This is a genomic window from Arthrobacter sp. NicSoilB8, from assembly GCF_019977355.1.
GTDB lineage: Bacteria > Actinomycetota > Actinomycetes > Actinomycetales > Micrococcaceae > Arthrobacter.
In genome coordinates this window covers 3,042,217-3,067,918 of record NZ_AP024655.1, presented here as the reverse complement: position 1 = coordinate 3,067,918, position 25,702 = coordinate 3,042,217, and the positions used below count along the sequence as shown (strand labels likewise).

The window sequence follows — 25,702 nt, the reverse complement described above, 5'->3', positions numbered from 1 at the left end:
AACTCTGTGGTGGTGCTCTTGGTGGTGGTGCTGGTGGTCCGGTCCGGGCGCTGCTGCAGCGCCCGGACCGGCCACCGGGTCCGCCGTTTTGCCGGCGGAAGCCAGACTTAGGCCTGGGCGTTGGCGATGAAGCCCACGGCGTCGCCGACGGTCTTGAGGTTCTTGACTTCTTCGTCCGGGATGCGGACGCCGAACTTCTCTTCGGCGTTGACGACGATGGTCATCATGGAGATGGAGTCGATGTCCAGGTCTTCGGTGAAGGACTTGTCCAGTTCGACTGCCTCCGGGGCCAGGCCGGTCTCCTCGTTGACGATTTCCGCCAGGCCGGCCAGGATTTCTTCGTTGCTAGCCATTGATGGCTCCTTTTCTAGTTGTTGCCCTCGGCTGCCGGTGGAATGCCGGCCGTCGTGGGCGGAAATGATTCAAACCGAGGGGTTCGGCTTGGTGCGGGAATGCGTGGTGTGCGCAGCAGGACCTCAAAACCAGGACATGCGGTGCAAGGGTGGAACAGGCGGAACGTATTTAGTTCGGGAAAAGGGGTGGCCGCCTAGGGAAGCACGATCACCTGGGCGCCGAAGACCAGTCCGGCTCCAAAGCCGATCTGCAGCGCCAGCCCGCCGCTGAGCTCGGGGTTTTCCTCAAGCAGACGGTGGGTGGCCAGGGGGATGGACGCCGCAGAGGTGTTGCCGGCGTCGGCGATGTCACGGGCAATCTTGACGGTCTCGGGCAGCTTCAGCTTCTTGGCCATCTCGTCGATGATCCGCATGTTGGCCTGGTGCGGGATGAAGGCGGCGAGGTCCTCGGCCTGGATGCCGGCAGCGTCCAGGGCCTGCTGCGCCACCTTGGCCATCTCCCACACGGCCCAGCGGAAGACGGTCTGGCCGTCCTGGCGCAGGGTCGGCCAGAGGGAGGCGTCAGTCACGGCGGCTTCCTCGTCGCTGACAGCGGCGCCGTGCTTGCCGGTCAGGGCGAGTTCGCGGATGTCCAGCATGGAGTGGGTCATGCCGATGGCATCCCACTTGCTGCCGTCCGAGCCCCAGACCGACGGGCCGATGCCCGGCGTGTCGGAGGGGCCGATCACGACGGCGCCCGCGCCGTCGCCGAGCAGGAACGAGATGGTCCGTTCGGTATTGTCGATGACGTCAGAGAGCTTTTCGGCACCGACCACCAGGACGTACTTGGCCGCACCGGAGCGCACCAGGGCGTCACCCTGGGCGATGCCGTAGCAGTAGCCGGCGCACGCCGCGGAGATGTCAAAGGCCGGGGCGGGCGTCGCGCCGAGGCGGTCGGCCAGGCTTGCGGCAGCCGACGGCGTCGCGTACGGGTGGGTGACTGTGGATACGATCACGGCGCCGAGCTGGGAGGCCTCGATGCCGGCCTTCTGAAGTGCCTCGCGGGCGGCGCCCTCCGCCATGTCGATCACGCTGACATCGGCGGGCGCGCGGTGCCGGGTCACGATGCCCGTGCGCTGGCGAATCCATTCATCCGAGGAGTCAATCCACTGGCACACGTCCTCGTTGGTCACGATCACGCTGGGCCGGTAGGCACCGACACCCATGATGCGGGTGTTTTCCTGAACGGGCGCCTGCTTCAGAGTGGGAACGCTCATGCCCCTCCCTCCAGTTCTGCAAATAGGGCCAGGGCCGCGGAAAGATCGTCCGGGGTCTTGACGGTGACGGTCTTGACCCCGGGCATGCCGCGCTTGGCGAGTCCGGCCAGGGTGCCGGCGGGAGCCAGTTCGATCACGCCGGTCACGCCGCGCTGCACCATCGTGTCCATGCAGCGGTCCCAGCGGACCGGGCGGGAGACCTGGGCAATCAGGCTGTCGACAACGGCGTCACCGTTGGTGACTTCCGCGCCGTCGAAGTTGGACAGCAGCGGCACCTGCGGGTTCCGGGGATGCAGCGACGGGCGCAGGGCCTGCAGGGCGGCAGCGGCCGGGGCCATGTGCGAGGTGTGGAACGCGCCCGCAACCTTCAGCGGAATGACCCGGGCCTTGGCCGGCGGGTTCTCGGCGAGGGCCTTGAGCTGGTCAAGGGTACCGGCGGCCACCGTCTGGCCCGCGCCGTTGACGTTGGCGGCGGTGGCCCCGGAAGCCTCAATGGCTGCCAGGACGTCCGCGGGATCGCCGCCGACGACGGCACTCATGCCGGTCGGGGTGGCGGCAGCCGCGGCTGCCATGCTGTTGGCGCGTTCGCGGACGAACGTCATGGCTTCAGATTCCGTCAGGACGCCGGCCAGCGAGGCCGCGGTGATTTCGCCGACGGAGTGGCCGGCGAGGAGCACCGGAAGCGAGCTGAGTTCGACGTCGAACAGGGACTTTGCGGCCACGAGGCCTGCGGCGACGATCAGGGGCTGCGCGACGGCAGTGTCCTTGATGGTTTCCTCATCCGAGGTGGTTCCGTGGGCGGTGAGGTCGATGCCTGCTATTTCGCTGAGGGAGGCCAGGAGGCCTGCGACGGGTGGCAGTTCCAGCCAGGGGGCCAGAAAACCAGGGGTCTGGGAGCCCTGTCCAGGGCAGACGATTGCAAGCACGTAACCAGCTTTCCAAATTACCGCGTGAAGATTCGTGTTTTCATGCACCAAGCTCACTGGGTCAGTTTGTAGGAAGTCTACAACGGATTATGACCCGTTGCGGGGAGGCTGACGCTCGGCAGGGGCCTTCGGCGGGGCCGAAAGCCGGCCCACCACGAGGGCGGTCTGGAGCACGAACGCCTCCCGCGGCAGGAGCGGATCCCAGCCCGTGACGTCACAGACGCGCTTGAGCCGGTAGCGCACCGTGTTGGCATGGACGAAGAGTTCCCGGGCCGTCGCCTCGAGTGAATGGCCCAGTTCCAGGTACGTGCCCAGGGTTTCCACGAGCCCGTTGGAGGCGGCCAGCAGGGGGCGGTAGATGTTCTTGACCAGGGAGCGGCGGGCCGCGTCGTCGCCGGAGATCACGCGCTCGGGGAGCAGGTCGTCGGCCGCCACCGGGCGCGGCGCGGAGGGCCACGCCCGGGCCGCGGTGAGGCCGGCGAAGGCCGACTGGGCGGAACCGCTGGCCTCCAGGAGGGACCCGGCCTCGGGCCCGTAGACCACCGGTCCGGGCGCGAAGAGCTCGCTGAGTTTCAGGTATGCGGTTTCCCGGTCCTGGACCCCGCCGAGGATCAGGATGAGGCGGTCGCCCTGGATCCCCACGAGGGCGTCCTCGGCAAAGCGTCCCGCGGTGCGGCGCAGTTCGCTGACGTAGCTGGCGCTTGGTTCGGAGGGAGAATTTCCGACCATCACGGTGAAGCGTTCCTGCGCTTTCCAGCCCAGGGCCGCGATCCTGGACCGCAGCGCGTCCGTGTTCTCGCCGCGGAGGATGGCATCGACAATCAGGGCTTCCAGGCGGGTGTCCCAGGAGCCGCGGGATTCCGCGGCGCGGGCATAGACGTCGGCGGCGGCGAAGGCGACTTCCCGCGAGTAGCGCAGCACGGCTTCGCGGAGGGCCGACTGGTCCGCTTCCGGGGCGATGACCGGGACCTGGTCCTCCACGACTTCCACGACGATCCGGATGAGCTGGAGGGCCTTCTGGAGGCTGATGGAGCGGGTGAGCTCGGTGGGCGCGGTGCCAAAGACATCGGAGAGGATCCACGACGGGGAGCTGGGCCGCTCGTACCAGGTGACAAACGCGGCGATGCCGTTCTGGGCCACCATGCCCAGGGCGGAGCGTTCGTCGGAGTTCAGCCGGCTGTACCACGGCAGTGATTTCTCCAGCTGGCGGAGCGTCGTCGTCGACAGCTGGCCCACGCTGGCCCGGAGTTTCTTAAGCGTCTCGGCCTTCTCTGGCGTCATCGCCCTCGAGGCCGGTTTGCGTTTTTCGGGAGTGGTGATCGGCTCTGCCATGCATCGAGCATACGGGGCGCGCCGTCCAAGCTCCATTTGTGCGAAGGCTACAACTGCCGTTGTCCTGCGTCACAGCGCCCCCGGAGGGAGATGGTGAGGCAGCGACGGCGGCAGGTAGTGCTCGATATGGGGAGCGGGATGGTGGGGGAGGCGGGAGGGAAACGGTGCGGTTAAACGCCCGACGGCGGTCCCCACTTTTCGGTGGGAACCGCCGTCGAACGCGGTGCCTGGCCTCGCAGCCCGGGCGGTGCCCCGGTTAGGAGTCGCCGCCCGCATTGCCGGTGGTGCCGGCGTTCACGTTGAGCAGACGGTACTTCTCGATCGCCTGGGCCGGAGCCTGGGCATCGACTTCGCCGCGGCGTGCCAGCATCTGCAGGGAACGGACCACTACCGAGTGGATGTCGTTCTTGAAGAAGCGGCGGGCTGCGGCGCGGGTGTCGGAGAAGCCGAAGCCGTCCGCGCCGAGCGAGGCGAACTCGTTCGGGAGGAACTGCCGGATCTGGTCCGGGACGGCTTTCATGTAGTCGGTGACCGCCACGATGGGTCCGGTGGCGCCGGCGAGCTGCCGGGTGACGAACGGGACCCGGGCGGGCTGACCGGGGTTGAGGAAGGCTTCCTCCTCGGCGGCCATGGCGTCGCGGCGCAGTTCGCTCCAGGACGTCACGGACCAGACGTCGGCGGAGACGCCCCAGTCCTCGGCGAGGATCCGCTGGGCTTCCAGCGCCCACGGCACGGAGACACCGGAGGCCAGGATCTGCGTGCGCGGGCCGTCGATTTTGGCCGGTGCGAGCAGGTAGATGCCCTTGGTGATGCCTTCGACGTCGAGCTCAGCCGGGGCTGCCGGCTGGGAGATCGGCTCGTTGTAGACCGTGATGTAGTACATCAGGTTCCGGTCGGTGGAGTCCGGACCGTACATCCGTTCGAGCCCGTCGCGCATGATGACGCCGATCTCGTAGCCGTAGGCGGGGTCGTAGGTAACGACGGCCGGGTTGGTGGCGGCGAGGATCGGGGAGTGGCCGTCGGCGTGCTGCAGGCCTTCGCCGGTCAGGGTGGTGCGGCCGGCGGTGGCGCCGATGATGAACCCGCGGGTCATCTGGTCCGCGGCGGCCCAGAAGGAATCGCCGGTGCGCTGGAAGCCGAACATCGAGTAGAACACGTAGATCGGCACCAGCGGTTCGCCGTGCGTGGCGTAGGACGTGCCCGCGGCCGTGAACGCGGCGACGGAGCCGGCCTCGTTGATCCCGGCGTGCACGATCTGGCCGGAGATGGACTCCTTGTAGGCCAGGACGAGGTCGCGGTCCACGGAGAGGTAGTTCTGCCCGTTCGGGTTGTAGATCTTCGCGGTCGGGAAGAACGCGTCCATGCCGAAGGTGCGGGCCTCATCGGGGATGATCGGCACGATCCGCTGGCCGAAGTTCTTGTCCCGCATGAGGTCCTTGAGCAGGCGCACGAAGGCCATGGTGGTGGCCGCCAACTGCTTGCCGGAGCCGCGGTTGGCGACTTCGTAGGCCTTCTCGTCCGGCAGTGTGATCTCAGTGTGCTTGGAGCGGCGTTCGGGGACGAAGCCGCCCAGGGCGCGGCGGCGTTCCATGAGGTACTGGATCTCGGGGGCGTCGGGGCCGGGGTGGTAGTACGGGGGCCGGTAGGGGTCGGCTTCGAGCTGGTCGTCGGTGAAGGGGATGCGCAGGTGGTCGCGGAAGGCCTTGAGGTCCGCGAGGGTGAGCTTCTTCATCTGGTGCGTGGCGTTGCGGCCCTCGAAGTGGGTGCCCAGGCCGTAGCCCTTGACCGTGTGGGCCAGGATGACGGTGGGTTTGCCCTTGAACTCGGTCGCGGCCTTGTACGCGGCGTAGACCTTGTTGTAGTCGTGCCCGCCGCGCTTGAGGTTCCAGATCTGATCATCCGTGAGGTCCTGGACGAGTTCCTTGGTCTGCGGGGTCTGGCCGAAGAAGTGCTCGCGGACGAACGCGCCGGACTCGGCCTTGTAGGTCTGGTAGTCCCCGTCGACGGTCTCGTTCATGACCTTGACCAGGGAGCCGTCCCGGTCCCGGGCGAGCAGGTCATCCCACTCCCGGCCCCAGACGACCTTGATGACGTTCCAGCCCGCGCCGCGGAAGAACGCCTCGAGTTCCTGCATGATCTTGCCGTTGCCGCGCACCGGCCCGTCCAGGCGCTGGAGGTTGCAGTTGATCACGAAGTTCAGGTTGTCCAGCTTGTCGTTCGCGGCGAGCTGGAGCAGGCCGCGGGACTCGGGCTCGTCCATTTCACCGTCGCCCAGGAACGCCCAGACCTGCTGGTCGGAGGTGTCCTTGATGCCGCGGTTGTGCAGGTACCGGTTGGACTGGGCCTGGTAGATCGCGTTCATCGGCCCGATGCCCATCGAGACCGTGGGGAACTCCCAGAACCCGGGCATCAGCCGCGGGTGCGGGTAGGAGGACAGGGCGTGGCCCTCCTTGGACTTCTCCTGCCGGAACCCGTCCAGGTCCTCCTCGCTCAGCCGGCCCTCCATGAAGGCCCGGGCGTACATGCCGGGGGAGGCGTGGCCCTGGAAGAAGACCTGGTCCCCGCCGCCGGGGTGGTCCTTGCCGCGGAAGAAGTGGTTGAAGCCGACCTCGTACAGGGTCGCGGCCCCGGCATAGGTCGAGATATGCCCGCCGACCCCGATGTCCGCCCGCTGCGCCCGGTGCACCATGACCGCGGCGTTCCAGCGCAGCCACGCCCGGTACTTCCGCTCGATCTCCTCGTCCCCCGGGAACGGGGCCTCCTGGTCCACCGGGATCGTGTTGACGTAATCCGTGGTGGTGACCATCGGAACACCCACGCTCTGCGCCCCGGCCCGCTGAAGCAGGCTGCGCATGATGTACCGGGCACGCTCCGTGCCCTGTTCCTGAATCAGGGTATCCAGGGACTCCAGCCACTCGGCGGTCTCTTCCGGATCACGATCAGGCAGCTGGTTTGTCAACCCGCTGAGGATATGGGAGGTATCTTCTCCTGCAGCCACGTCCAACCTCTCTTTGAGCGCATCTATCGGCACCCTCAGCTCCGGGCAGGGTGACTGCCTGGCGTGAACGCGACGTGTGCGACATATCGGTTACAACAGCCCGGTCGTATGCGCCGGGCAAGGTCCAATCACGGTACGCCTGCCTGTGTCAGCAGGGCGGTTGCCCGCGCAGGCGTAGTCGTCATCAGCCACTCTAGCCGTGCGAGCTGACGGATGCGTAGCCGCCGCATGGACCCTCCGTCGTATTTCACGGGCATACTGGTTGTGTGACCAAGCACTGTCCTGCAGCGCTTGGATCGCCCTGTGTGACGCAGAATATGGCGGATCGCGGGGCCAACAGCTTGAAGCGAGGGCTCAAAGGGTGTTGGCTTGGAGTAATGGAAATCACTAGTGCCGTTGAAAACATAAAGCACTTCACAAAGCATAGGAGCAACACGTGAGCGAGGCCGACGCCGCCACTTCGGTAAATGTGGCGGAGAAACTGGGTTTCAAAGACGGGGACCTGATTCAGGAATTCGGTTATGACGAGGACGTCGACTTCGACTTGCGTGACGACATCGAAGATCTCACGGGCTCTGAGCTTCTGGATGAAGATGATCACGAGGTTGTCGATGCCGCCATTTTGTGGTGGCGGGCCGGCGACGGAGACCTCGTCGACACCCTGGTCGATTCGCTGACCACTCTTACGGAGGGTGGCGTTGTATGGGTCTTGACGCCCAAGTCCGGCCGGGTCGGCTACGTGTCGCCGGCGGACATTCAGGACGCCGCGCCCACCGCGGGACTGCACTACACCACCTCCGCCGGCGTCTCGAAGGACTGGAGCGCCACCCGGCTGGTCACGCGGAAGAACAAGTGACTCAAGCGGTCCAGTACGGTGCCACTGCGGGGGCTGCCGATGCGCTGCCCGCCGGCGCGATCCCTGGTGCCGGCCGTGTGCCGGCCGTCGGCGATCCCGCACCGGACTTCGAGCTCGCCAACCAGTTTGGCGAACCGGTCCGGCTCTCAGACTTGCGCGGGCGCAACGTCGTGGTTGTCTTCTATCCCTTCGCCTTCTCGGGCATCTGCACCGGTGAACTGTGCGAAATCCGGGACAACCTGGGGCTCTTCGAGAATGCCGAGGCCACCGTGCTGGCAGTCTCGGTGGACAGCAAGTTCGCCCAGCGGGCCTACGCCGAGAAGGAAGGCTACAGCTTCGACCTGCTCGCCGACTTCTGGCCGCACGGCGCCGTCGCGTCGGCCTACGGGGTGTTCGACGCCGACAGCGGCATGGCACTGCGAGGCACCTTCATCATCGACGCGGCGGGAATTGTCCGCTACATCGTGGTGAATCCCCGCGGCCAGGCCAGGGACCTTGCCGAATACCGGGCCGCCCTGGCGGGACTCGGCGGGAACTGAGCCGTTGAGGCAGCGCAGACCAGGAATCGGCATGACTGGTTTTGCCAGCCTCCCGCCGGTCACGGCTGCCGGGACCGGCGGCGATACTTCAGCGGAACTCCGGTCAAGCGAGCTCGAGGTCCTGCAGGGGATCCACGGGCTCCTTGCCGGGGGACGGTTCGCGGTGCTGACCGGTGCCGGGCTGAGCACGGATTCGGGCATCCCGGACTACCGCGGGCCCGGCGCCGCCCCACGCGCCCCCATGACCTACCAGGAATTCATCGGCGAACCGGAAAACCGGCAGCGCTACTGGGCCCGCAACCACATCGGCTGGTCGCATCTGCGCCGTGCGGACCCCAATGAGGGCCACGCCGCGGTGGCCCGGCTGGAGCACCGCGGGCTGCTCACCGGACTCATCACCCAGAACGTGGACCGTCTCCACGAGGACGCCGGCAGCATCAACGTGGTGGACCTGCACGGCCGGTTCGACCAGGTGGTGTGCCTGGACTGCCACCGGCGGTACAGCCGCCGGCTGTTGGCCGGGGTCCTGGAGGAGCTCAACCCCGGGTTCCTGGAACAGGCTCAGGCCGCCGGGGTAATTGAAATGGCTCCCGACGCCGACGCCACAGTCGAGGACGCCGGGCTGATCGGGTCCTTCGTCGTCGCCCGCTGTCCCGCCTGCGGGGGAACCCTGAAGCCGGACTTCGTGTACTTCGGAGAAAACGTGCCCAAGGACCGGGTGGAACGCTCGTACGCCATGGTCGACGCGGCCCGGGCCCTGCTGGTCGCAGGCTCGTCCCTCACCGTGATGAGCGGCCTGCGTTTTGTCCGCCACGCGGCGAAACAGGGCAAAGCCGTGGTCATCATTAACAGGGGGGTGACCCGCGGCGACAATCTCGCCACCATCAAGCTTGATGCCGGCGTCAGCGGGGCACTGACCTGGCTCGCCGCCGAGCTGCCGCCCCTGTAGGGGCAGCGGGACGGGACGGGCGCTTGGCGATTGGCGCTGGGCCGGGGACATCCGGTACAGTAGCTGTTCGTTGGTTGAAGCGCTGAGGCGCGGATTCCACGGTTTGGGTCTTTAGCTCAGCTGGTAGAGCGCCACGTTTACACCGTGGATGTCATCGGTTCGATCCCGGTAGGACCCACCAATTTCTCTAACCCCGTCGGTCTGGATAATTCCCGGACCGGCGGGGTTTTTGCGTCCACGCCGGGCGTGTCGAATTCCGTAGAGTTCCGGCCGGGTTCCGTATTGTCATGGGCGCCCAGTTTCCGCTGATGCCGCTGCGCAGCGTCGTTGAGGGGCGACTCCGCAGCGTCACTGACGGCGAGGGCGTGAGCTTTGACCCGAAGGTTGAGCGGGTGATTCAGGGAACTCGGAACACTCTTGGGATCGGGGACGATGCGATCCTGAACCGGACGAAGATCACCATGCGCGGACGTAATCTGCAGCTGGTGATCGGGCGTAACGTCCGCTTCAAGAGCGGGGCTGTCTCCATGCCAGGCAACGGGTCCACCCTTGTCTTCGGGGACAACACCACGCGGGAATCCGGCTCGACCATCGTTGGCAGCGGGGAGTCCGTGACTATTGGACGGGACTGCATGTTCTCCAACGACATCATGATCCGCAACGATGACAGATGCGGCATATTCGATGCCGGCACTCAGCAGCGAATCAATGCTCCGCGGCCCTTCGTGATCGAGGATCATGTGTGGATCGGGAACGGCCCCCGGGTGATCAAGGGCGCCGTCCTTGGATCTGGCATGGTGCTCGCCCGGGCGTCAGTCCTCAGCGGGAAAGCTGAGCCCCGGGCGGTCTACGCGGGGTCCCGGCTCGCAAGCTCAGGGCCAACGTGAACTGGTCCCGCACGCCAGATTTCGGCGACATCCCCGAAGAGTACGCCGTCAGCGACCTGGGCTAGCGCACTAAGCCGAGCGGCAGGCTGGCGCTTGCCATGGGCGCTGCCGGCGTCACCCGCGGGGATAGCTACCGGGTAGAGTTAGGTGATTTGTTCAGCACCGAGAGACCCCTGGGGGATCACCATGTTCTACGGCGTCACACGCTACAGCCTCTTCTCGCCCGGATCGCCGTCGTGGAAGACGTCACGGAGCGGGGTATTCAAGACCCAGGAGGACTACAAGGACTATCTTTTCTCGGAACAGCGCCTGCAGATGCGGGCCGACGTGTTCTTCGGGAAGTCCGTGCCCGCGCTTGCCGCCATGGCGTCGAACCATGACTACAAGCACTTCGTCCTGTATTCCGAGCTGCTCCCCGAGCGCCACAAGCAACTGCTGTTCGCTGCCGCCAGTGAACACCCCTTCCTGATCCCCGTGGAGTGGAACAAATCCGTCCGCGGAACGGGGATCGAGGAGGTCACCCCCCTCATCGAAGAAGATCTTGCCGGCAAATTCGCGGCGGACGACGACGTCCAGCCGGTGATGTGGTTCCGCCTCGACGACGACGACGTACTCGCCGCGGACTACCTGACGTGCCTGGAAACGTACCGGTCCGCGAATCACATCGGAATGGCGATCTCCTTCGGTCTGGGTCTGACGGCGTACCGGGGGGAGCACGAGCTCGTGAATCTTCGGGAGTTCTATCACCCGAAGTCCGCACAGGGAATGGCGTTCGTGTCCGCCTTCGACCCGAGCCGGGGACGCTTCACCGCGACCAGGCCTGGCCATCACCACAAGGTTGATACCGTGATGCCGACGATTCTGGACTCGAGGGATCACATGTTCTTTCAGATCCGTCACGGGGACCAGGACTCGACGCTGAACGCGACCCCCCATGAACGCGTTGCGGACTCGCTGGCGCGTCTTGAGAAGCTGCCGGTGGTGCGGGCCGCGGACGTTTCCGCCGAAAAATGGCCGAGCCTGATCGGCGATATGGTTGCCGGCGAGTCTGTATTGCATGAGCTGTCGGCGCCTGGTGCTGAACCCCTGCAGCTCACGGCGGAGACGGTACTCAAGTTTCCGCTGAAAGCGGATGCGGGGCTGATTGAGTTTGAATTTGAGTTCGAATCGGCCGCGAACCTTCAGGGCGGCTTCGCGGAGGTCTCCTACCACCTCGAGGGCGCCGATGAACTGGATGAATCCACTCTGGGGTTGAAGCGGAATTCCAAGCTCGGTCTGAGCCGCCAGGCATGGTCCCGCAAATCAAACGGGCTGGTGCGCCACAGCATACTCATGCCCGAGGGCGTCAGCATCTCCGGTATCACGCTGACGGGCAAGAACCATCAGCCGGCAGACGTCTTCATCCGCCTGCGCCAGCCTCGCGTCGTGGCCGTGCACGCCGACTGAGGATTCATCCCGGAGTTACTGGCCCCGGGACTCCGCCGCCGGTCCGGGCTCCCAAAATGTCCGAGCTCCGCCCTAGTGTGACGGGAATGGAGCACGTGACAGTTAAGACAGGCCCGGACGGGCGGCCGCAGGCCGTCGTCCGCGGCGGCAGGGAATGGTTGATCGGGGCCGAGCCGGTCCGCTGGTTCGAAAGGGTCAGCTGGTGGGAGGCAGAGCGCCGGATGCCGAAAGGACTGAGCCGCGTTGACGTCGAGGTGTGGCAGGTCCAGGCAAGGCTTGGCCGCAACCGCGGATCGGCCCTCACCACCATGGAACTGATCCGGGACGGCCTCGGCGGCGGCTGGCGGCTCCGGGACGAAGTCGCGGACGCCGCCTAGGCTTCGGGCACCGGAACCGGGCTAAATCCGGGCATTGGAAAAGCCTTCCACCGCGACTATTGGGGGATGCCGCGGTGGAAGGCTTGTTATGAATATACCGTGAACATTTGGAAATGTGAAACACGCCAGCGGGGTTACGGACGGCCGAAATACCCCAATCGATGGCCTAATCACGGGCCCGGAGTCCCTTCCGCCTAGGATGTGTCCATGACCGCCACGAGTGCCCGCCGCATAGCCAGAGTCCGCCCTGTTGCCCCTGTTGCCGAGGATGAATATTTCTTCGTCGCCAACGACGCACCGGATTTTGACAGTGAGGCAGGCAAAGTGTGGACCGTGACCTGCACCCCGTTCCCTGCGTCCGCGGCCAACGCCGGCAGCCGGCCGCGCAGCGGATGGGAAAACGGCGCGAAGGTGAACGAAACATCGTTCACCTTCCTGGCGCCCAGCACCCCGGCCAACGTCCTGGGCATGGCGCACAATACCGGCCGCGCAGGCCGGGACCTTCCGCCGCAGGCTTTCCACAAGGCGGCGACAAGTGTGGTCGGCCCGGGCGATCCAGTCGAACTCCGGCCGGGCGTGGGCCGCGTCGAGCCCGAGGCTGAACTGACAATCGTCGTCGGGCGCAAGGCCCGCGGGTTGACTCCGGCCAACGCAACAAGCGTGATTCTGGGGTACACCATCGGCAATGATGTCTCCGCCAGGGACCTGCAGGAATCCGACGAGTTGTGGATCAGTGCCAAAAGCCAGGACACGTTCACGCCCGTGGGGCCATGGATCGTCACGGACCTGACCGGGGAGGACCTGGCGATCGGAATCCGGCACAACGGGGCGGAGCTTAGAGCTGCCAGTTCCGCCGATCTCGGCTGGAAGGTGGAGGAAATCCTTACCTATCTGACCTCCTTCATGACGCTTCACCCTGGCGATCTCGTGCTGACGGGATTCCCCGCCGCGTGCGCGCCAATCGTTCCCGGCGACACTGTCACCTGCCATATTGCAGGTATCGGCGAACTCACGAATCCCGTCGTGGGCGCCGCCTGACGGCCGGCGGTCCGGCCGGGAATGCTGACGTTCCAGCAGGGACCGGAAGTGGGCGGTCCGTTCGGGTCCGGAGTGACGGCACCAGCCATTATGATGGTTACTGTTCAGCTGACTGGACGGCATTCGAATGAGTGGCGCGGCGACTGGCGCGCGATACCTGAAGGAGAATCATGGCCGATTCCCGAGTTTCCCGACCCTCCGACGGATTGGGCAGCACATCGCCCGCACCGGCCGTCACCCGTGCCGCTGCCGTTCTGGAGGCGCTGGCCGCGTCCGCGACCGGACGCCTCACGCTGAGTGACCTGGCAAGGGAGCTGGGAATCCCGAAGTCCTCAACATCCAACCTCCTCCTCGCCCTCGAAGAAGCCAGGCTCATCCACCGCCAAGGCGCGGAGTTCACCCTTGGGCGCAAGCTGGTCGAGCTGGGCGCGGCGTACCTCAGCCGCCTCGACGAGGTCCAGGAGTTCTACCGGTTCTGTGAACAGGCACCGACGCTGTCGGGGGAGACCGTCCGCATCGCCATGCTGGACGGCACCAACGTCATCTATCTCGCCCGCTATGAAGGCCATCCGGCAGTCCGTCTGACATCCAACATCGGCGACAAGATGCCCGTGTCCCTATGCGCCGTCGGCAAGGCCCTTATTGCGCGGCTGCATGACCACGACGTCGACGAGATGTTCCCGGACGACGCCGAGCTGCCGGTCCTGACGCCGAAATCCCTGCGGACGGGCGCCGAGCTCAAGGCGCAGCTCGCCGTCATCCGAGAGCGCGGTTACGCCTTCGAGGACGAGGAGTCCACGACCGGCGTAGTCTGCCTGGCCGTGGCCGTTCCGACCCGCGGGGCCCACGGTCCAAGTCTGGGCCTGTCGGTGACCGCGCTGAAGGCGACCTACTCGGACGAGCAGGGCGCCATGATGGTGAAGGAACTGCAGGACCTTGCCAGGTCCCTCGGCAATCCCATGGGCTAGCAACCCCCTGAACGGCCACCCTGGGGCATGCAGTCTCAGGTGCTGGACCGGCATCACTGGCAGCCCTGGAGCGGGCCAAGAATAAATCTGATTACTCGTTGGCTAGTCGATCACTATGCTGTACGCTGTTCAACATAGTGATCGACTCTTTAGGGGTTGCTCACATCCCACCAGGCCAACGGGGGTCTGGAGTGTTCTTGAGGGAGTGCTTGTGACAACTAGTACTAATACACCGCTCGCTGAAGCGGACGGCGCCGTCGTCGATCCGGAGCAGCTGCGACGGGCAACGCTTGCCAGCTCTGTAGGCTCCGCGCTGGAGTACTACGACTTCTACATCTACGGCCTGGCCTCGGCCCTGATCTTCGGCCCGCTGTTCTTCAAGCCGCTCGGCGAAGACGGAGCCCTGATCGCATCGTTCGCCACGTACGGGGTCGGCTTCGCGGCCCGGCCGTTTGGCGGCATGGTCTTCGGGTACATCGGCGACAGGTTCGGCCGCAAAATGGTCCTCATCCTCACCATCGGCCTGATGGGGTCTGCCAGCTTTGCCATCGGCCTGCTGCCGACCTACGAACAGGCCGGCATGCTGGGCGCCGTTCTCCTGGTGACGCTGCGCATTCTGCAGGGACTGGGCGCCGGAGCAGAACAGGCCGGCGCCACCACGTTGATTTCCGAGGTCTCACCGCGCCGACGCCGCGGATTCTTCGCGTCGCTGCCGTTCGTCGGCATCCAGCTGGGCACACTGCTCGGCGCCGGAACGTTTGCCCTCATTGCCATGGCCGACAAGGCCGTGCTGGAGGGCTGGCTGTGGCGGGTGCCCTTCCTGGCCAGCGTGATCCTGATTGCAGTGGCCATCTTCATTCGGCTCCGGCTGAAGGAGACCCCGGTCTTCCAAGAGCTCGAGAAGCACAAGAATGTGGTCAAGAATCCCATCGGCCAGCTGTGGAAGCACTCCAAGAAAAACGTCCTGATCGGCATCGGCCTGCGGATGGGTGAGAACGGAAATTCCTCGATCTACTCCGCCCTGCTCATCGCATTCCTGGCGGCCAAGGACGGCGTCTTTCCCGGCGACAAGTTCATCGGCCCGGTGGGCCTGCTCATCGCCGCAGGCTTCGCCGCCGTCATGGTGATCACGTTCGGCGCGCTCTCCGACAGGTTCGGCCGCGTGCCCGTCTACCGCTACGGTGCGCTCTTCCAGGCTGCCATCGCGCTGCCGGCGTTCTATCTGGTGACGCTGGGCAACGTCACGCTCGTGTGGATTGTCATGGTGGTGGGCATCGCCCTCGGTGTTCAGTCCATGCTTGGCCCGCAGTGCCCGCTCCTGCCCGAACTCTTCGGCTCGCAGTACCGGTTCACCGGCGTGGCCATGAGCCGGGAGCTCTCCGCCGTCCTGGCCGGCGGCCTGGTTCCCCTGGTGGGCGCCGCGCTGCTGGCCGCCACGGACCACTCCTGGCTGGTGCTCGCCATCTACTCGCTGGTGCTGGCACTGATCTCGTTCGGCACCACGTTCTTCACACCGGAGACGGTGGGACGCAACCTCCTCCTGACGGAGGATGCGCACTAGAAGTACCCGCAGGACCAGCGCGACCGGCAAGTCCAAAGGCCGCGGCCCCTTCCGACAGGAGGAGGCCGCGGCCTTTTTGCGCTGCGGAGAGTGCCTGGCGACGCGCAAAATACCCAGCGCGACCGAATACGGGTGTCGCAGGGCGGGAAGTGTGTCGGCGGGCGGTGGGTGTGTCGCGGGGCGGGCGGTGTGTCGGCGGGCGGTGGGTGTGTCGGGTGGCGGGAAGTGTGTCGGCGGGCGGTGGGTGTGTCGGGTGGCGGGAAGTGTGTCGCCGGGCAGTGTGCGCGTCGCCGGGCGGAACATGCTCGCCCGGCAGGAAGCGCGCGCCGTGCACACCCCGACGCAAAGGGCGGCCCCTCCGTTTCCGGAGAGGCCGCCCTTTGCATGTTGCGTGGTGACGGTCGGTGGCTCAGTAGATCATTGACCAGGTCGGTTGGTGACTCAGTAGAAGTGGACCGTGTCCACGAGGTGGGGAAGTTCGCCGCCGTCGAGATGCGTCCGCAGGTTGCTGCAGAAGCGTTCGGCGATCAGCCGGTTTTCGGCCGCGCTGAGGGCCGAAGTGTGCGGGGACACCATCACCCGGGGGTGGTTCCACAGCGGGCTGTCCTGCGGGAGCGGCTCCACGGCAAACACATCGAGGCAGGCGTAGGACACCTGCCCGTTTCCGAGCGCTTCCAGGAGTGCCTCTTCGTCCACGACCGTCCCGCGGCCCACGTTGACGAACACCGTTCCGGGCTTCATGGAGGCGAAGACTTCGCGGCCGAAGAGCTTCTCGGTGTACGGCGTGCCGGGAAGGGTGTTGACGACCGCGTCGGCCGCGCCCAGCAGGCCGGCGAGGCCGTCATTGCCTGTGACTTCCTCGATGCCCTCGATGGGCTCCACGGTCCGCTTAGTGCCGCTGACATGCATGCCCAGGGCGCGGGCAATCCGTGCGGTCTCGAGCCCGATCTCGCCCAGCCCGGTGACCACCAGGCGGGAGCCGTTGACCAGCCGGGTGGGGGTGCGGAGCTCGGGCCAGACCCTGGCCGCCTGGTCCTGCGCCAGTTCCGCGCTGCGCTTGAAGCCGTTGAGGATGCCGAGGGCGGCGAATTCGGCCAGCGGCAGGGCGTGCACCCCGGCCGAGGTGGTGACCTTGAATTTCTGCAGCGTCGCGGCATCCAGGCCCGAGGCCTTCACAGCGCCGCCGGCACCGGCCGCCATGGCGTGGATCCACTCCAGCCGGGGGTTGCTGGCGGCAATCCGGGCAAGACCAGCCGGGCTTTCGTTGGGGAAACCGTAGAGGACCTGGGCCTTGTTGAGCATGTCCCAGTAGCGCTCTTCCTGTTCCGGAGTCCGGCGGAAGTCCGGATCCCCTGAATGGTCCGCGGGAAAGCGTTCCGGCGGCAGGAGCTCGGGTTCGTAGAGGACGGTTACGGAGGGGTCTACGGCGCGGATGCGTTCCACTAGCTCTGCTTCGAGCGGGACGGCGATCGCGACGGTGGTTTTGGTCGTCATGGTGTTCATCATACTGAATGGAGGCTAGAATGCTGAACAGATTTCCAAGATTAACCAGGACAGACCAGCCACGACGAAGTGAGGCAGCATGGATAGGAAGCGCAAGGAAGCCGGCTTTGTCGGCCTTGGGCTGATGGGCGCGCCCATGGCCGCAAACCTCCTCGCGGCAGGATGGGCCGTTAGCGCCTGGAACCGCTCACCGGCGGCGCTTGAGGAGTTCGAGGCCCTCGGCGGCTCCCGGATGGCCGGGGTCGCGGAGCTGCGGGACAAGCCGGTCATTGTTTTCATGCTCCCGGATCTGTCCTACATCGAAGACGCGAGTGCCGGGCTGCTTGCCTGCTGGACCGCGGAGCCGCCCGCCCCCGGAACCGCCGTGGTGGTCATGAGCAGCGTCTCGCCGTCGGCAGTGAAGAACTTCGGCGCGCGGGTCGCGGCGGCAAGCGGCGGCAACGCCGTCGTCGTCGATGCTCCCGTCAGCGGCGGCACCCAGGGCGCGGCGGACGGAACCCTCGCCATCATGACCGGCGCCAGCGAAGAGGACTTCCAGCGGCTCCAGCCGCTCTTCACCGCGATGGGCAGCACCGTGCGACGGCTGGGACCGCTGGGTTCGGGCTCGCTCGCCAAGGCGTGCAACCAGCTCATCGTGGGAACCACGACGGCGGCGCTCGCCGAGGCCGCGGAACTCGCCGAACGCTCCGGCATGGACGTCGCCGCCCTCTATGAGGTGCTCGCCGGCGGACTGGCCGGCAGCCGGGTCCTGGACATCGTGGGGCCGCGGCTCGCCGCGAAGGACTATGAGCCTACCGGCCCGGCCAAATTCATGCACAAGGACCTGTCCTTCGTGCTCGACAGTGCCGCAGCCGCCGGCGCCGCTGTTCCGATGGCCACGGCGGGCGTCGGGCTCTACGCGGAGCTGAAGCGTCAGGGACTGGGGGACCGGGACCTCGCCGTCGTGCGGCAAACCATCTCGAATCTCAGCGGCATCAACACAACAGACAACACAGCAGTCACGACCAATTGAGGATCAGCGAACCATGACTTCACTTTTTGACCTGACGGGGCGTGTGGCCCTGGTGACCGGTTCGAGCCGGGGGATCGGCAATGCGCTGGCCCGGGCGTTGGCGGATGCGGGCGCCACGGTGGTGCTGAACGGCATCGATCCGGAGCGGCTTAAGGCTGCGGAGGCGGCGATGGCGGCCGGGTACGCGCCGGGCCGGGTGCGCGGCTGCGCTTTCGATGTCACGAGCGACGCCGAGGCCGCCCGGGGTATCGCCTGGGTGGAGGAGCATGTGGGGCCGCTGGAGATTCTGGTGAACAATGCCGGGATCCAGCACCGGGTCCCGATGCTTGAGCTTGACGTGGCGGACTGGGACCGGGTGATCGCCACGGACCTGACCGGTGCCTTCCTGGTGGGGCGGGAGGCGGCGCGGCGCATGATTCCGCGGGGCCGGGGGAAGATCATCAACATCTGTTCGGTGCAGACGGACCTGGCCCGGCCCACGATCGCCCCGTACGTTGCGGCGAAGGGCGGGCTGCGGAACCTGACCCGGGCGATGACCGCGGAGTGGGCCGGGTCGGGGCTGCAGATCAACGGGATCGCGCCGGGTTATATCCACACCGAGATGACGCAGAACCTCGTGGATGACGAGGGGTTCAACGCCTGGATCCTGGGCCGGACGCCGGCGCACCGGTGGGGGACGGTGCAGGACCTGGCCGGGCCCGCGGTCTGGCTCGCCTCGGCCGGCTCGGACTTCGTGAACGGCCAGACGATCTTCATCGACGGCGGAATGACGGTGGTGGTCTGATGTCCAGCAGCACAGCCCGGCCCGAGCCGGTCCTGCCCGAGCCGGTCCTGAACTTTTCCGTCCTGCCCGAGCCGGTCCTGCCCGAATCTGTCCTGCCTGAATCTGTCCTGCCTGAATCTGTCCTGCCTGTGTCGGGCCCGGCGGTGGTGGCCCACGCCGCGGGCGACCTCCGGATTGAGGATGTCGCGCTGGCGGCCCCGGGCGCGGGGGAGGCGGTCGTCGAGGTGGCTTTCGGCGGTATCTGCGGCTCCGACCTGCATTACTGGCTGCACGGCGCAGCCGGGGAATCGGTCCTGAGGGCGCCCATGATCCTGGGGCACGAGATCTCCGGCACCGTGGTCCGGGCGGCCGCGGACGGCTCGGGGCCCGGCGCGGGGACCCCGGTCGCGGTCCATCCGGCCACGCCGGGCCCGGGTGCGGCACGCTATCCGGCGGACCGGCCCAACCTGTCGCCGGGCTGCACGTACCTGGGCAGTGCCGCGCGCTTTCCGCATACGGACGGCGCGTTCAGCCGGTATGTGAACCTGCCGGTGCGGATGCTCCGGGCGCTGCCGGCGAGCCTTGACCTGCGCACGGCGGCGCTGATCGAGCCCGCCAGCGTCGCCTGGCACGCCGTCGCCCGGGCCGGGGATGTGGCGGGCAAGACCGCGCTCGTGATCGGCAGCGGCCCCATCGGCGCCCTGGCCGTCGCGGTCCTGAAGCGCGCCGGGGCGGGCCGGATCGTCGCCGTCGACATGCACGACCGGCCGCTGGAAATCGCGCGTGCGGTGGGGGCCGACGCGGTCCTCAAGGCCGGTGACGCCGGGGCGATCGCGGCCGTGGAGGCCGACGTCGTGATTGAGTCTTCCGGCAGCCACCACGGCCTGGCCTCGGCCGTCCAGGGCGCGAGCCGCGGCGGCCGGGTGGTGATGGTGGGCCTGCTGCCCACCGGCCCGCAGCCGGTCCTGATCTCCCTGGCCATCACGCGGGAACTGGAGCTGGTGGGCTCCTTCCGCTTCAACGACGAAATCGACGACGTCATAGCGGCCCTTGCCGACGGATCCCTGCACATCGACCCGGTCATCACGCACACCTTCACGCTGGACCGCGGGCTGGAGGCGTTCGAGGTGGCCCGGAACTCGGCAGTGTCCGGAAAGGTGCTCCTGGACTTCAATCCGGTCCCGGCGTGAGGAGCACGGCTGCGGCGGGGGCCGCCGTCGTTGCCTTAGTGGCGCTGGAGCGGGACAAACACCCGGGGCTGGTTCTTCCAGCTCGGTTCCATCTCGGAGATGGTCTCCCGCATGATCCGGTTCGACGCCTCACGCGCGGCGGGGGCATCCCCGGCGGCGATGGCCTCGGCGACGTCCACGTGCCACTGCAGCGCCGTCTCCCGCGGGTGGTCCGGCATCAGGCCATGAGCGGTGCGGCCGGTCAGGGTTTCGGTCACCTGGCCCACCATGTTGGCGAACATCTCGTTGCCGGAGCCGGTCAGCAGCAGGGAGTGGAAGAGGATGTCCAGCTCGAGGAACCGGGGCACGTCCCCGGCCTGCCCGGCGTCGCGCATGGCGTGCGAGATTTCCACGAGCTCCTCGCGCAGTTCCTGGGGGGCGTTGGCCGCCGCAAGTTCGGCGGCTACCGGTTCGACGGCGGTACGCAGCTCGGCCAGGGAGCGCAGCTGCGCTCCGCGGCCTTCACCGGCCAGGCGCCAGCGGATCACGAGCGGGTCGAAGGGGTTCCAGCGGCTGGAGGGCAACACCCGGATGCCCACGCGCTTGATGGTCTCAACCAGGCCCAGGGACTGCAGCACGCGGACCGCTTCCCGGACCACCGAACGGGAGACCTTGAGCTCGTCCTCGAGGTGCTCAGCAAGCATGACGTGACCGGCCGGAAGTTCGCCCGCGACGATCCGGGTCCCGAGGTGCTCAACGGCACGGTGATGGAGGCTGGTTGACATAGTCGTAAGCATAATGCTGCAGGACACGTCCGGGCCGACCGGCAGGGCCGGGCCCGGTGATCATAGACTGTTTGTGACGCGCAGTATTCCGCTACGTGGGCGCTGCTTTCCCGCAGCCCGCGGAAATACATATGGTTTATAGACAGCCACTGATCCTCAAGAGCGGGTTCCGCCCCATGCGGCACTGCCTGCCCGAGTCCTAGATGAACGTCGTACAAGAAATCGCCGTGCATACATGGTGTAAAGAAATGAATTGGAGTTTTGATGTCAGCACACATCGGTGTCACCGGCCTCGCGGTGATGGGGGCCAACCTCGCACGCAACCTGGCCCGGAACGGCTTCACCGTTGCCCTGCACAACCGGTCCGTGGAAAAGACAGACGCCCTCCTGGCAAAGCACGGTGACGACGGCGACTTCGTCCGCACCGAGACGTTGCAGGAGCTCGTCGACTCGCTGGAGAAGCCGCGCCGGGTCCTGATCATGGTCAAGGCCGGCAAGCCGGTGGACTCCGTGATCGAGCAGCTCGAACCGCTGCTGGAGCCCGGCGACATCATTATCGACGCCGGCAACTCGCACTACGAGGACACCCGCCGCCGCGAGGCCGCCCTGGCGAAGAAGGACCTGCACTTCGTCGGCATCGGCGTCTCCGGCGGCGAGGAGGGCGCCCTCAACGGCCCCTCGATCATGCCGGGCGGTTCCAAGGAGTCCTACGACGCCCTCGGCCCGCTGCTGGAAAAGATCGCCGCCCACGTCGACGGCAAGCCGTGCTGTGCCTGGATCGGCACCGACGGCGCCGGACACTTCGTCAAGATGGTCCACAACGGCATCGAATACGCCGACATGCAGGTCATCGGCGAGGCCTTCGATCTCCTGCGCTCCGGCGCCGGCATCGAACCGGCCGATCAGGCCAAGATCTTCGAAGAGTGGAACAAGGGCGAGCTGGCCTCCTTCCTGATCGAAATCTCCGCCGAGGTCCTCGGCCACGTCGACGCGAAGACCGGCAAGCCGTTCGTCGACGTCGTGGTGGACGCCGCCGGCCAGAAGGGCACCGGCCGCTGGACGGTCATCTCCGCGCTGGAGCTCGGCTCCCCGGTCTCGGGGATCGCCGAGTCCGTCTTCGCCCGCGCCCTGTCCTCCCAGGCCGAGCAGCGCGTGCTGGCCCAGGAACTGCTCGCCGGCGGCGAGGCCGCCGTCGAGGTCCCCGAAAGCTTCGTCGAAGACGTCCGCCAGGCGCTCTACGCCTCCAAGCTCGTCTCCTACGCGCAGGGGCTGGACATGCTCACCTCAGCGGCCAAGGAATACGGCTGGGACCTGAAGCTGGATGAAATCGCCTCGCTGTGGCGCGGCGGCTGCATCATCCGCGCCGAACTGCTCAAGGAGATCACCAAGGCGTACGCCGCGGCGGAGAAGCCGGCCAACCTGCTCTTCGCGCCGGCCTTCACCAAGGCGATCGCCGAGGTCCTCCCGGCCTGGCGCCGCGTGGTGGCCACCGCGGTCCAGCTCGGCATCCCGGTGCCGGTGTTCTCCTCCTCGCTGGCCTACTACGACGGCCTGCGCCGCAAGCGCCTGCCCGCCGCCGTGATCCAGGGCCAGCGCGACCTCTTCGGCGCCCACACCTACGGCCGCGTCGACGCCGAGGGCACCTTCCACACCCTCTGGGGCGAGGACAAGTCCGAGATCGCGGCAGTCGACACCCACTAGCCCGTACCGTTTCAGACCCGACGGCCGGCTCTTCCCAGTTACTCTGGGAGGCGCCGGCCGTTCGTGTTTCCGAACGGCACCTGTCCAAGGCGTTAAGCGCTCAAGGAGTTCACCCCCATGCCCCAGCCAGTAGCGTTTGTCACCGGTGCCTCCACCGGGATCGGTTTTGAAACCGCGAAGAAGCTCGCCGCCGCCGGCTTCACGGTCTATGCCGGTGCCCGCCGGGTCGAGAAAATGGGTCCCCTGAAGGCTTCCGGCGTCAACGTGGTGGCCCTGGACGTGACGGACGAGGACTCGATGAGCGCCGCCGTCGGGGAGGTGCTGGCCGTGCACGGCCGCATCGACGTGCTGGTCAACAACGCCGGCTACGGGACGTACGGTTCGCTCGAGGAAGTGGAGCCGGCCGAGGGGCGGCGGCAGTTCGACGTCAACGTCTTCGGCCTGGCGCGCATGACGCAGCTCGTGATCCCGGCCATGCGGGCCGCCCGCACGGGGCGGATCATCAACGTCTCCTCGATTGGCGGGAAGATGCACGAGCCGCTGGGCACCTGGTATCACGCGACGAAGTTCGCCGTGGAGGGCTTGAGTGATTCGCTGCGGCTCGAACTCAGGCCGCACGGCATTGACGTGGCCGTCATCGAGCCCGCCGGGACGCAGACCGAGTGGGGCGCCATAGCGGCGCAGGGGCTGCTGGCCAGCTCCGGGCATGGCCCCTACGCGGCCCAGGCGAAAGTGGTGGCGGCGGCGCTGGGCACCACGGAGAATGCCGCGACGTCGACGCGGCCGGAGCTGGTGGCGGATGCGATCCTGCACGCCGCGACCGCGCGGCGGCCCCGGACACGCTACCCGGTGGGTGCCAGCGCGCGGGGGATCCTGCTGCTGCGCCGCCTGCTGCCGGACCGGGCGTTCGACGCCGTTCTCTGGAACATCTACAAGCGGTTCCCGGGGTAGATGTCCGGCGCGGCGGGACGGCCCTGGGCTGTCGGCGAACGGCGGGCAGCTTGCCTTCGGGAAAGCTGCCCGCCGCGCCGAGAGACCTAGATGCGGTATTCGATCAGGTATTCGGCCGGGTCGACGGCGGGCTTGGTCTCGCGCTGGGCGTCACGGTGCCGCCAGGTGGCCGGCACGCCGGTGACGATGGATTCGGCGGGGGCGTCTTTGACCACCACGGCGTTGGCCCCGATGGCGCTGTCGCGGCCGATCGTGATGGGTCCCAGGACCTTGGCCCCGGCGCCGATCACCACGCGGTCCTCGATGGTGGGGTGGCGTTTGATCTTGGCGAGCGAGCGGCCGCCGAGGGTCACGCCGTGGTAGATCATGACGTCCTCGCCGATCTCGGCGGTCTCGCCGATCACCACGCCCATGCCGTGGTCGATGAAGAAGCGCCGGCCGATCGTGGCACCGGGATGGATCTCGATGCCCGTGAGGAACCTGGCCAGCTGGGAGATGAGCCGGGCCGGAAACCGCAGTGCCGGGTTTTGCCACAGCCGGTGCGTCAGGCGGTGGAACCAGATCGCGTGCAGGCCGGAGTAGGCGAAAAAGTTCTCGAAAGAACCCCGCGCCGCCGGGTCGTGGGACCGGGCGGCGTCGAGGTCTTCCTTCAGTCTTGCGAAGAAGCTCACAAAGACCTTTCTGGGGAATCGTGGGGCAGCGGCCGGGACTTAGCCGCGGATGTCGTCGTACAGCACGGTGGAGATGTAGCGCTCACCGAAGTCGCAGACAACAGCAACAATAAGTTTACCGGCGTTCTCCGGGCGCTTGGCGAGTTCCAGGGCCGCCCAGACGATGGCGCCGGACGAGATGCCGCCCAGGATGCCTTCCTTGATGCCGAGTTCGCGGGCAACGCGGACGGAATCCTCCAGCGTGGCGTCGATGACCTCGTCGTAGACGTTCGTGTCAAGGATGTCGGGGACGAAGTTCGCGCCGAGGCCCTGGATCTTGTGCGGGCCCGGGGCTCCGCCATTGAGAATGGGGGAGTCCTTCGGCTCGACGGCGATGATCTGGACGTCCGGCTTGCGCTCCTTCAGGACCTGCCCCACGCCGGTGACGGTGCCGCCGGTGCCGACGCCGGCGACGAAGATGTCCACCAAGCCGTTCGTGTCCGTCCAGATTTCCTCGGCCGTGGTGCGGCGGTGAACCTCCGGGTTGGCCTCGTTGGCGAACTGCTGGGCCCAGATGGAGTTCTCCGTGTTGGCCACGATCTCCTGGGCCTTCTCCACGGCGCCGCGCATGCCCTCGGAGCCGGGGGTCAGGACGATCTCGGCACCGTATGCGCGCAGCATGACCCGGCGTTCCGTGGACATGGTTTCCGGCATGGTGAGGATGACCTTGTAGCCGCGGGCCGCACCCACCATGGCCAGGGCGATTCCGGTGTTGCCGGACGTGCCTTCCACAATGGTGCCGCCGGGCTTGAGGGCACCGGACTTCTCGGCAGCATCGATGATGGCGACGCCGATCCGGTCCTTGACGCTGTTGGCCGGGTTGTAGAACTCCAGTTTGACGGCCACGGTGGCGTCCAGGCCTTCGGTCAGCCGGTTGAGCCTGACCAGCGGAGTTCCGCCTACCAGCTGGGTTACATCGTCATAGATCGGTGCCATGTATGTATGCCTGTCTTTGAAGAGGGATAACTGAGGTCAGCCTAACGAGCGCGTACGGACCCTAGCTAAGCATTAAGCCATGCAGAGTAATATTTCCTCGCCTTGGCCAGCTTCGGATTGATGATCACCTGGCAGTAGCCTTGCTCGGGGTATTTGGCGAAGTAGTCCTGGTGGAAATCCTCGGCCACATGGAACCTCGGCAGCCGGCTGACCTCGGTGACGATCGGGTGCCGCCACAGGGCCTGGTTCCGTTCGATCGATTCCTCGAACAGGATCTTTTCCTCGGTGGTCTCGTAGAACATCGAGGAACGGTACTGGGTTCCGACGTCATAGCCCTGCCGGTTCAGCGTGGTGGGATCGTGGAGGGCGAAGAACATGTCCAGGATGACCTCGGCGGGGATGACGTCCTCGTCGAACGTCACCGCCACCACCTCGGCGTGTCCTGTGGTGCCGGAGCAGACGGAGTAGTAGTCGGGGTTGGGGTCGTGGCCTCCGGTGTAGCCCGAAATGACCGAGCTGACACCCTTGGTTTTCTGGTAGACGGCGTCGAGGCACCAGAAGCAGCCTCCGCCGAGGACAAAAGTTCTCATGATCTCTTCAATGGTTCGCCGGCCCCGATGATTCCCCCGTCCGTCTTACGAGATTCTTACAAGTGACGGGGCAGGCGGCGGATAGGGTAAAAATGG

General features: G+C 66.6%; 24 protein-coding genes and 1 tRNA gene. 15 read left to right on the top strand and 10 right to left on the bottom strand.

Translation table 11 applies throughout. The features are described 5' to 3' along the window. Positions 1–107 precede the first annotated feature (107 nt). From LDO15_RS13840 to aceE, 5 genes are all read right to left on the bottom strand, one after another. Positions 108–353 carry an acyl carrier protein gene (locus tag LDO15_RS13840; RefSeq protein WP_120954578.1) on the bottom strand — a complete coding sequence of 82 codons (246 nt, stop codon included), beginning with the start codon at positions 351–353 and terminating at the stop codon, positions 108–110. Positions 354–547: 194 nt separating this feature from the next. Further along, entirely contained in the window at positions 548–1,609 is a 1,062-nt protein-coding gene (locus LDO15_RS13835; protein WP_223979555.1) for a beta-ketoacyl-ACP synthase III, read from the bottom strand. After that, positions 1,606–2,535: an ACP S-malonyltransferase gene (locus tag LDO15_RS13830; protein WP_223979553.1), complete on the bottom strand. Its 930-nt coding sequence runs from the start codon at positions 2,533–2,535 to the stop codon at positions 1,606–1,608. The genes LDO15_RS13835 and LDO15_RS13830 overlap by 4 nt, the downstream gene beginning before the upstream one ends. Positions 2,536–2,622: 87 nt before the next feature. Next, the gene (locus tag LDO15_RS13825; RefSeq protein ID WP_223979551.1) at positions 2,623–3,867 is read right to left on the bottom strand and encodes a helix-turn-helix domain-containing protein; all 1,245 of its coding nucleotides are present in this window, start codon (positions 3,865–3,867) and stop codon (positions 2,623–2,625) included. Positions 3,868–4,123: 256 nt separating this feature from the next. Next, the gene (gene aceE / locus LDO15_RS13820) at positions 4,124–6,865 is read right to left on the bottom strand and encodes a pyruvate dehydrogenase (acetyl-transferring), homodimeric type (RefSeq protein ID WP_223979549.1); all 2,742 of its coding nucleotides are present in this window, start codon (positions 6,863–6,865) and stop codon (positions 4,124–4,126) included. A 436-nt stretch (positions 6,866–7,301) separates the two neighbouring features. On the opposite strand from aceE, the gene LDO15_RS13815 reads away from it, so the two are divergent. From LDO15_RS13815 to LDO15_RS13770, 10 genes are all read left to right on the top strand, one after another. Next, a complete protein-coding gene (locus LDO15_RS13815) occupies positions 7,302–7,721 on the top strand; it encodes a DUF3052 domain-containing protein (protein ID WP_120949872.1) in 420 nt (139 codons plus the stop codon). A 44-nt stretch (positions 7,722–7,765) separates the two neighbouring features. Continuing rightward, complete coding sequence (locus LDO15_RS13810; protein ID WP_223987379.1) at positions 7,766–8,260, top strand: peroxiredoxin; 495 nt, start codon at positions 7,766–7,768, stop codon at positions 8,258–8,260. Between the two features lie 4 nt (positions 8,261–8,264). Continuing rightward, positions 8,265–9,209, top strand: coding sequence for an NAD-dependent protein deacetylase (locus tag LDO15_RS13805; protein ID WP_223979547.1), 945 nt, complete (start codon positions 8,265–8,267; stop codon positions 9,207–9,209). Positions 9,210–9,314: 105 nt separating this feature from the next. Beyond that, positions 9,315–9,390 (top strand) — tRNA-Val (locus LDO15_RS13800). 106 nt (positions 9,391–9,496) lie between these two features. Next, positions 9,497–10,096, top strand: coding sequence for a hypothetical protein (locus tag LDO15_RS13795; RefSeq protein ID WP_223979545.1), 600 nt, complete (start codon positions 9,497–9,499; stop codon positions 10,094–10,096). Positions 10,097–10,282: 186 nt separating this feature from the next. Next, positions 10,283–11,542 (top strand): glycosyltransferase, encoded by a 1,260-nt coding sequence (locus LDO15_RS13790; RefSeq protein WP_223979544.1) that lies wholly within the window; start codon positions 10,283–10,285, stop codon positions 11,540–11,542. Between the two features lie 86 nt (positions 11,543–11,628). After that, on the top strand, positions 11,629–11,919 hold the full coding sequence (locus LDO15_RS13785; RefSeq protein ID WP_223979542.1) for a hypothetical protein: 291 nt from the start codon (positions 11,629–11,631) through the stop codon (positions 11,917–11,919). Positions 11,920–12,126: 207 nt separating this feature from the next. Next, positions 12,127–12,957: a fumarylacetoacetate hydrolase family protein gene (locus tag LDO15_RS13780; protein ID WP_223979541.1), complete on the top strand. Its 831-nt coding sequence runs from the start codon at positions 12,127–12,129 to the stop codon at positions 12,955–12,957. Positions 12,958–13,127: 170 nt separating this feature from the next. Then, a complete protein-coding gene (locus LDO15_RS13775; RefSeq protein WP_223979540.1) occupies positions 13,128–13,925 on the top strand; it encodes an IclR family transcriptional regulator in 798 nt (265 codons plus the stop codon). Positions 13,926–14,136: 211 nt separating this feature from the next. Next, positions 14,137–15,486, top strand: a complete 1,350-nt coding sequence (locus LDO15_RS13770; protein WP_223979539.1) for an MFS transporter — start codon at positions 14,137–14,139, stop codon at positions 15,484–15,486. 441 nt (positions 15,487–15,927) lie between these two features. Here the strand turns inward: LDO15_RS13770 and LDO15_RS13765 are convergent, their stop codons facing one another. Continuing rightward, positions 15,928–16,992, bottom strand: coding sequence for a D-2-hydroxyacid dehydrogenase (locus tag LDO15_RS13765; protein WP_346655961.1), 1,065 nt, complete (start codon positions 16,990–16,992; stop codon positions 15,928–15,930). 76 nt (positions 16,993–17,068) lie between these two features. Between LDO15_RS13765 and LDO15_RS13760 the strand changes: the two genes are divergently transcribed. From LDO15_RS13760 to LDO15_RS13750, 3 genes are read left to right on the top strand one after another with little or no spacing between them, the layout of a single operon-like run. After that, positions 17,069–18,001, top strand: a complete 933-nt coding sequence (locus LDO15_RS13760) for an NAD(P)-dependent oxidoreductase (protein WP_223979537.1) — start codon at positions 17,069–17,071, stop codon at positions 17,999–18,001. 13 nt (positions 18,002–18,014) lie between these two features. Beyond that, complete coding sequence (locus LDO15_RS13755) at positions 18,015–18,785, top strand: SDR family oxidoreductase (protein ID WP_223979536.1); 771 nt, start codon at positions 18,015–18,017, stop codon at positions 18,783–18,785. Continuing rightward, positions 18,785–19,954: an L-idonate 5-dehydrogenase gene (locus LDO15_RS13750; RefSeq protein WP_223979535.1), complete on the top strand. Its 1,170-nt coding sequence runs from the start codon at positions 18,785–18,787 to the stop codon at positions 19,952–19,954. Before LDO15_RS13755 ends, LDO15_RS13750 begins: the two co-directional genes overlap by 1 nt. A 35-nt stretch (positions 19,955–19,989) precedes the next feature. Here the strand turns inward: LDO15_RS13750 and LDO15_RS13745 are convergent, their stop codons facing one another. Continuing rightward, positions 19,990–20,718 (bottom strand): FCD domain-containing protein, encoded by a 729-nt coding sequence (locus LDO15_RS13745; RefSeq protein WP_223979533.1) that lies wholly within the window; start codon positions 20,716–20,718, stop codon positions 19,990–19,992. A gap of 264 nt (positions 20,719–20,982) precedes the next feature. Here LDO15_RS13745 and gndA point away from each other — a divergent pair, with 264 nt between their 5' ends. Next, on the top strand, positions 20,983–22,419 hold the full coding sequence (gene gndA, locus LDO15_RS13740; RefSeq protein ID WP_223979531.1) for an NADP-dependent phosphogluconate dehydrogenase: 1,437 nt from the start codon (positions 20,983–20,985) through the stop codon (positions 22,417–22,419). A 117-nt stretch (positions 22,420–22,536) separates the two neighbouring features. After that, the gene (locus LDO15_RS13735; RefSeq protein WP_223979528.1) at positions 22,537–23,370 is read left to right on the top strand and encodes an oxidoreductase; all 834 of its coding nucleotides are present in this window, start codon (positions 22,537–22,539) and stop codon (positions 23,368–23,370) included. An 86-nt stretch (positions 23,371–23,456) separates the two neighbouring features. Here LDO15_RS13735 and epsC read toward each other — a convergent pair whose 3' ends face one another. From epsC to msrA, 3 genes are all read right to left on the bottom strand, one after another. Beyond that, a complete protein-coding gene (epsC, locus tag LDO15_RS13730; RefSeq protein ID WP_091253804.1) occupies positions 23,457–24,041 on the bottom strand; it encodes a serine O-acetyltransferase EpsC in 585 nt (194 codons plus the stop codon). 39 nt (positions 24,042–24,080) lie between these two features. Next, positions 24,081–25,016, bottom strand: a complete 936-nt coding sequence (gene cysK / locus LDO15_RS13725; RefSeq protein ID WP_223979526.1) for a cysteine synthase A — start codon at positions 25,014–25,016, stop codon at positions 24,081–24,083. A 65-nt stretch (positions 25,017–25,081) separates the two neighbouring features. After that, the gene (gene msrA, locus LDO15_RS13720) at positions 25,082–25,606 is read right to left on the bottom strand and encodes a peptide-methionine (S)-S-oxide reductase MsrA (RefSeq protein ID WP_223979524.1); all 525 of its coding nucleotides are present in this window, start codon (positions 25,604–25,606) and stop codon (positions 25,082–25,084) included. Positions 25,607–25,702 lie beyond the last annotated feature (96 nt).

Bases quoted from the DNA above. Each gene is read 5' to 3' on its own strand.
- LDO15_RS13840 (WP_120954578.1), bottom strand. From the start codon at position 353: ATGGCTAGCAACGAAGAAATCCTGGCCGGCCTGGCGGAAATCGTCAAC.
- LDO15_RS13835 (WP_223979555.1), bottom strand. From the start codon at position 1,609: ATGAGCGTTCCCACTCTGAAGCAGGCGCCCGTTCAGGAAAACACCCGC.
- LDO15_RS13825 (WP_223979551.1), bottom strand. From the start codon at position 3,867: ATGGCAGAGCCGATCACCACTCCCGAAAAACGCAAACCGGCCTCGAGG.
- LDO15_RS13795 (WP_223979545.1), top strand. From the start codon at position 9,497: ATGGGCGCCCAGTTTCCGCTGATGCCGCTGCGCAGCGTCGTTGAGGGG.
- LDO15_RS13790 (WP_223979544.1), top strand. From the start codon at position 10,283: ATGTTCTACGGCGTCACACGCTACAGCCTCTTCTCGCCCGGATCGCCG.
- LDO15_RS13785 (WP_223979542.1), top strand. From the start codon at position 11,629: ATGGAGCACGTGACAGTTAAGACAGGCCCGGACGGGCGGCCGCAGGCC.
- LDO15_RS13780 (WP_223979541.1), top strand. From the start codon at position 12,127: ATGACCGCCACGAGTGCCCGCCGCATAGCCAGAGTCCGCCCTGTTGCC.
- LDO15_RS13775 (WP_223979540.1), top strand. From the start codon at position 13,128: ATGGCCGATTCCCGAGTTTCCCGACCCTCCGACGGATTGGGCAGCACA.
- LDO15_RS13765 (WP_346655961.1), bottom strand. From the start codon at position 16,992: ATGATGAACACCATGACGACCAAAACCACCGTCGCGATCGCCGTCCCG.
- LDO15_RS13760 (WP_223979537.1), top strand. From the start codon at position 17,069: ATGGATAGGAAGCGCAAGGAAGCCGGCTTTGTCGGCCTTGGGCTGATG.
- LDO15_RS13755 (WP_223979536.1), top strand. From the start codon at position 18,015: ATGACTTCACTTTTTGACCTGACGGGGCGTGTGGCCCTGGTGACCGGT.
- LDO15_RS13750 (WP_223979535.1), top strand. From the start codon at position 18,785: ATGTCCAGCAGCACAGCCCGGCCCGAGCCGGTCCTGCCCGAGCCGGTC.
- LDO15_RS13745 (WP_223979533.1), bottom strand. From the start codon at position 20,718: ATGTCAACCAGCCTCCATCACCGTGCCGTTGAGCACCTCGGGACCCGG.
- gndA (WP_223979531.1), top strand. From the start codon at position 20,983: ATGTCAGCACACATCGGTGTCACCGGCCTCGCGGTGATGGGGGCCAAC.
- LDO15_RS13735 (WP_223979528.1), top strand. From the start codon at position 22,537: ATGCCCCAGCCAGTAGCGTTTGTCACCGGTGCCTCCACCGGGATCGGT.
- cysK (WP_223979526.1), bottom strand. From the start codon at position 25,016: ATGGCACCGATCTATGACGATGTAACCCAGCTGGTAGGCGGAACTCCG.
- msrA (WP_223979524.1), bottom strand. From the start codon at position 25,606: ATGAGAACTTTTGTCCTCGGCGGAGGCTGCTTCTGGTGCCTCGACGCC.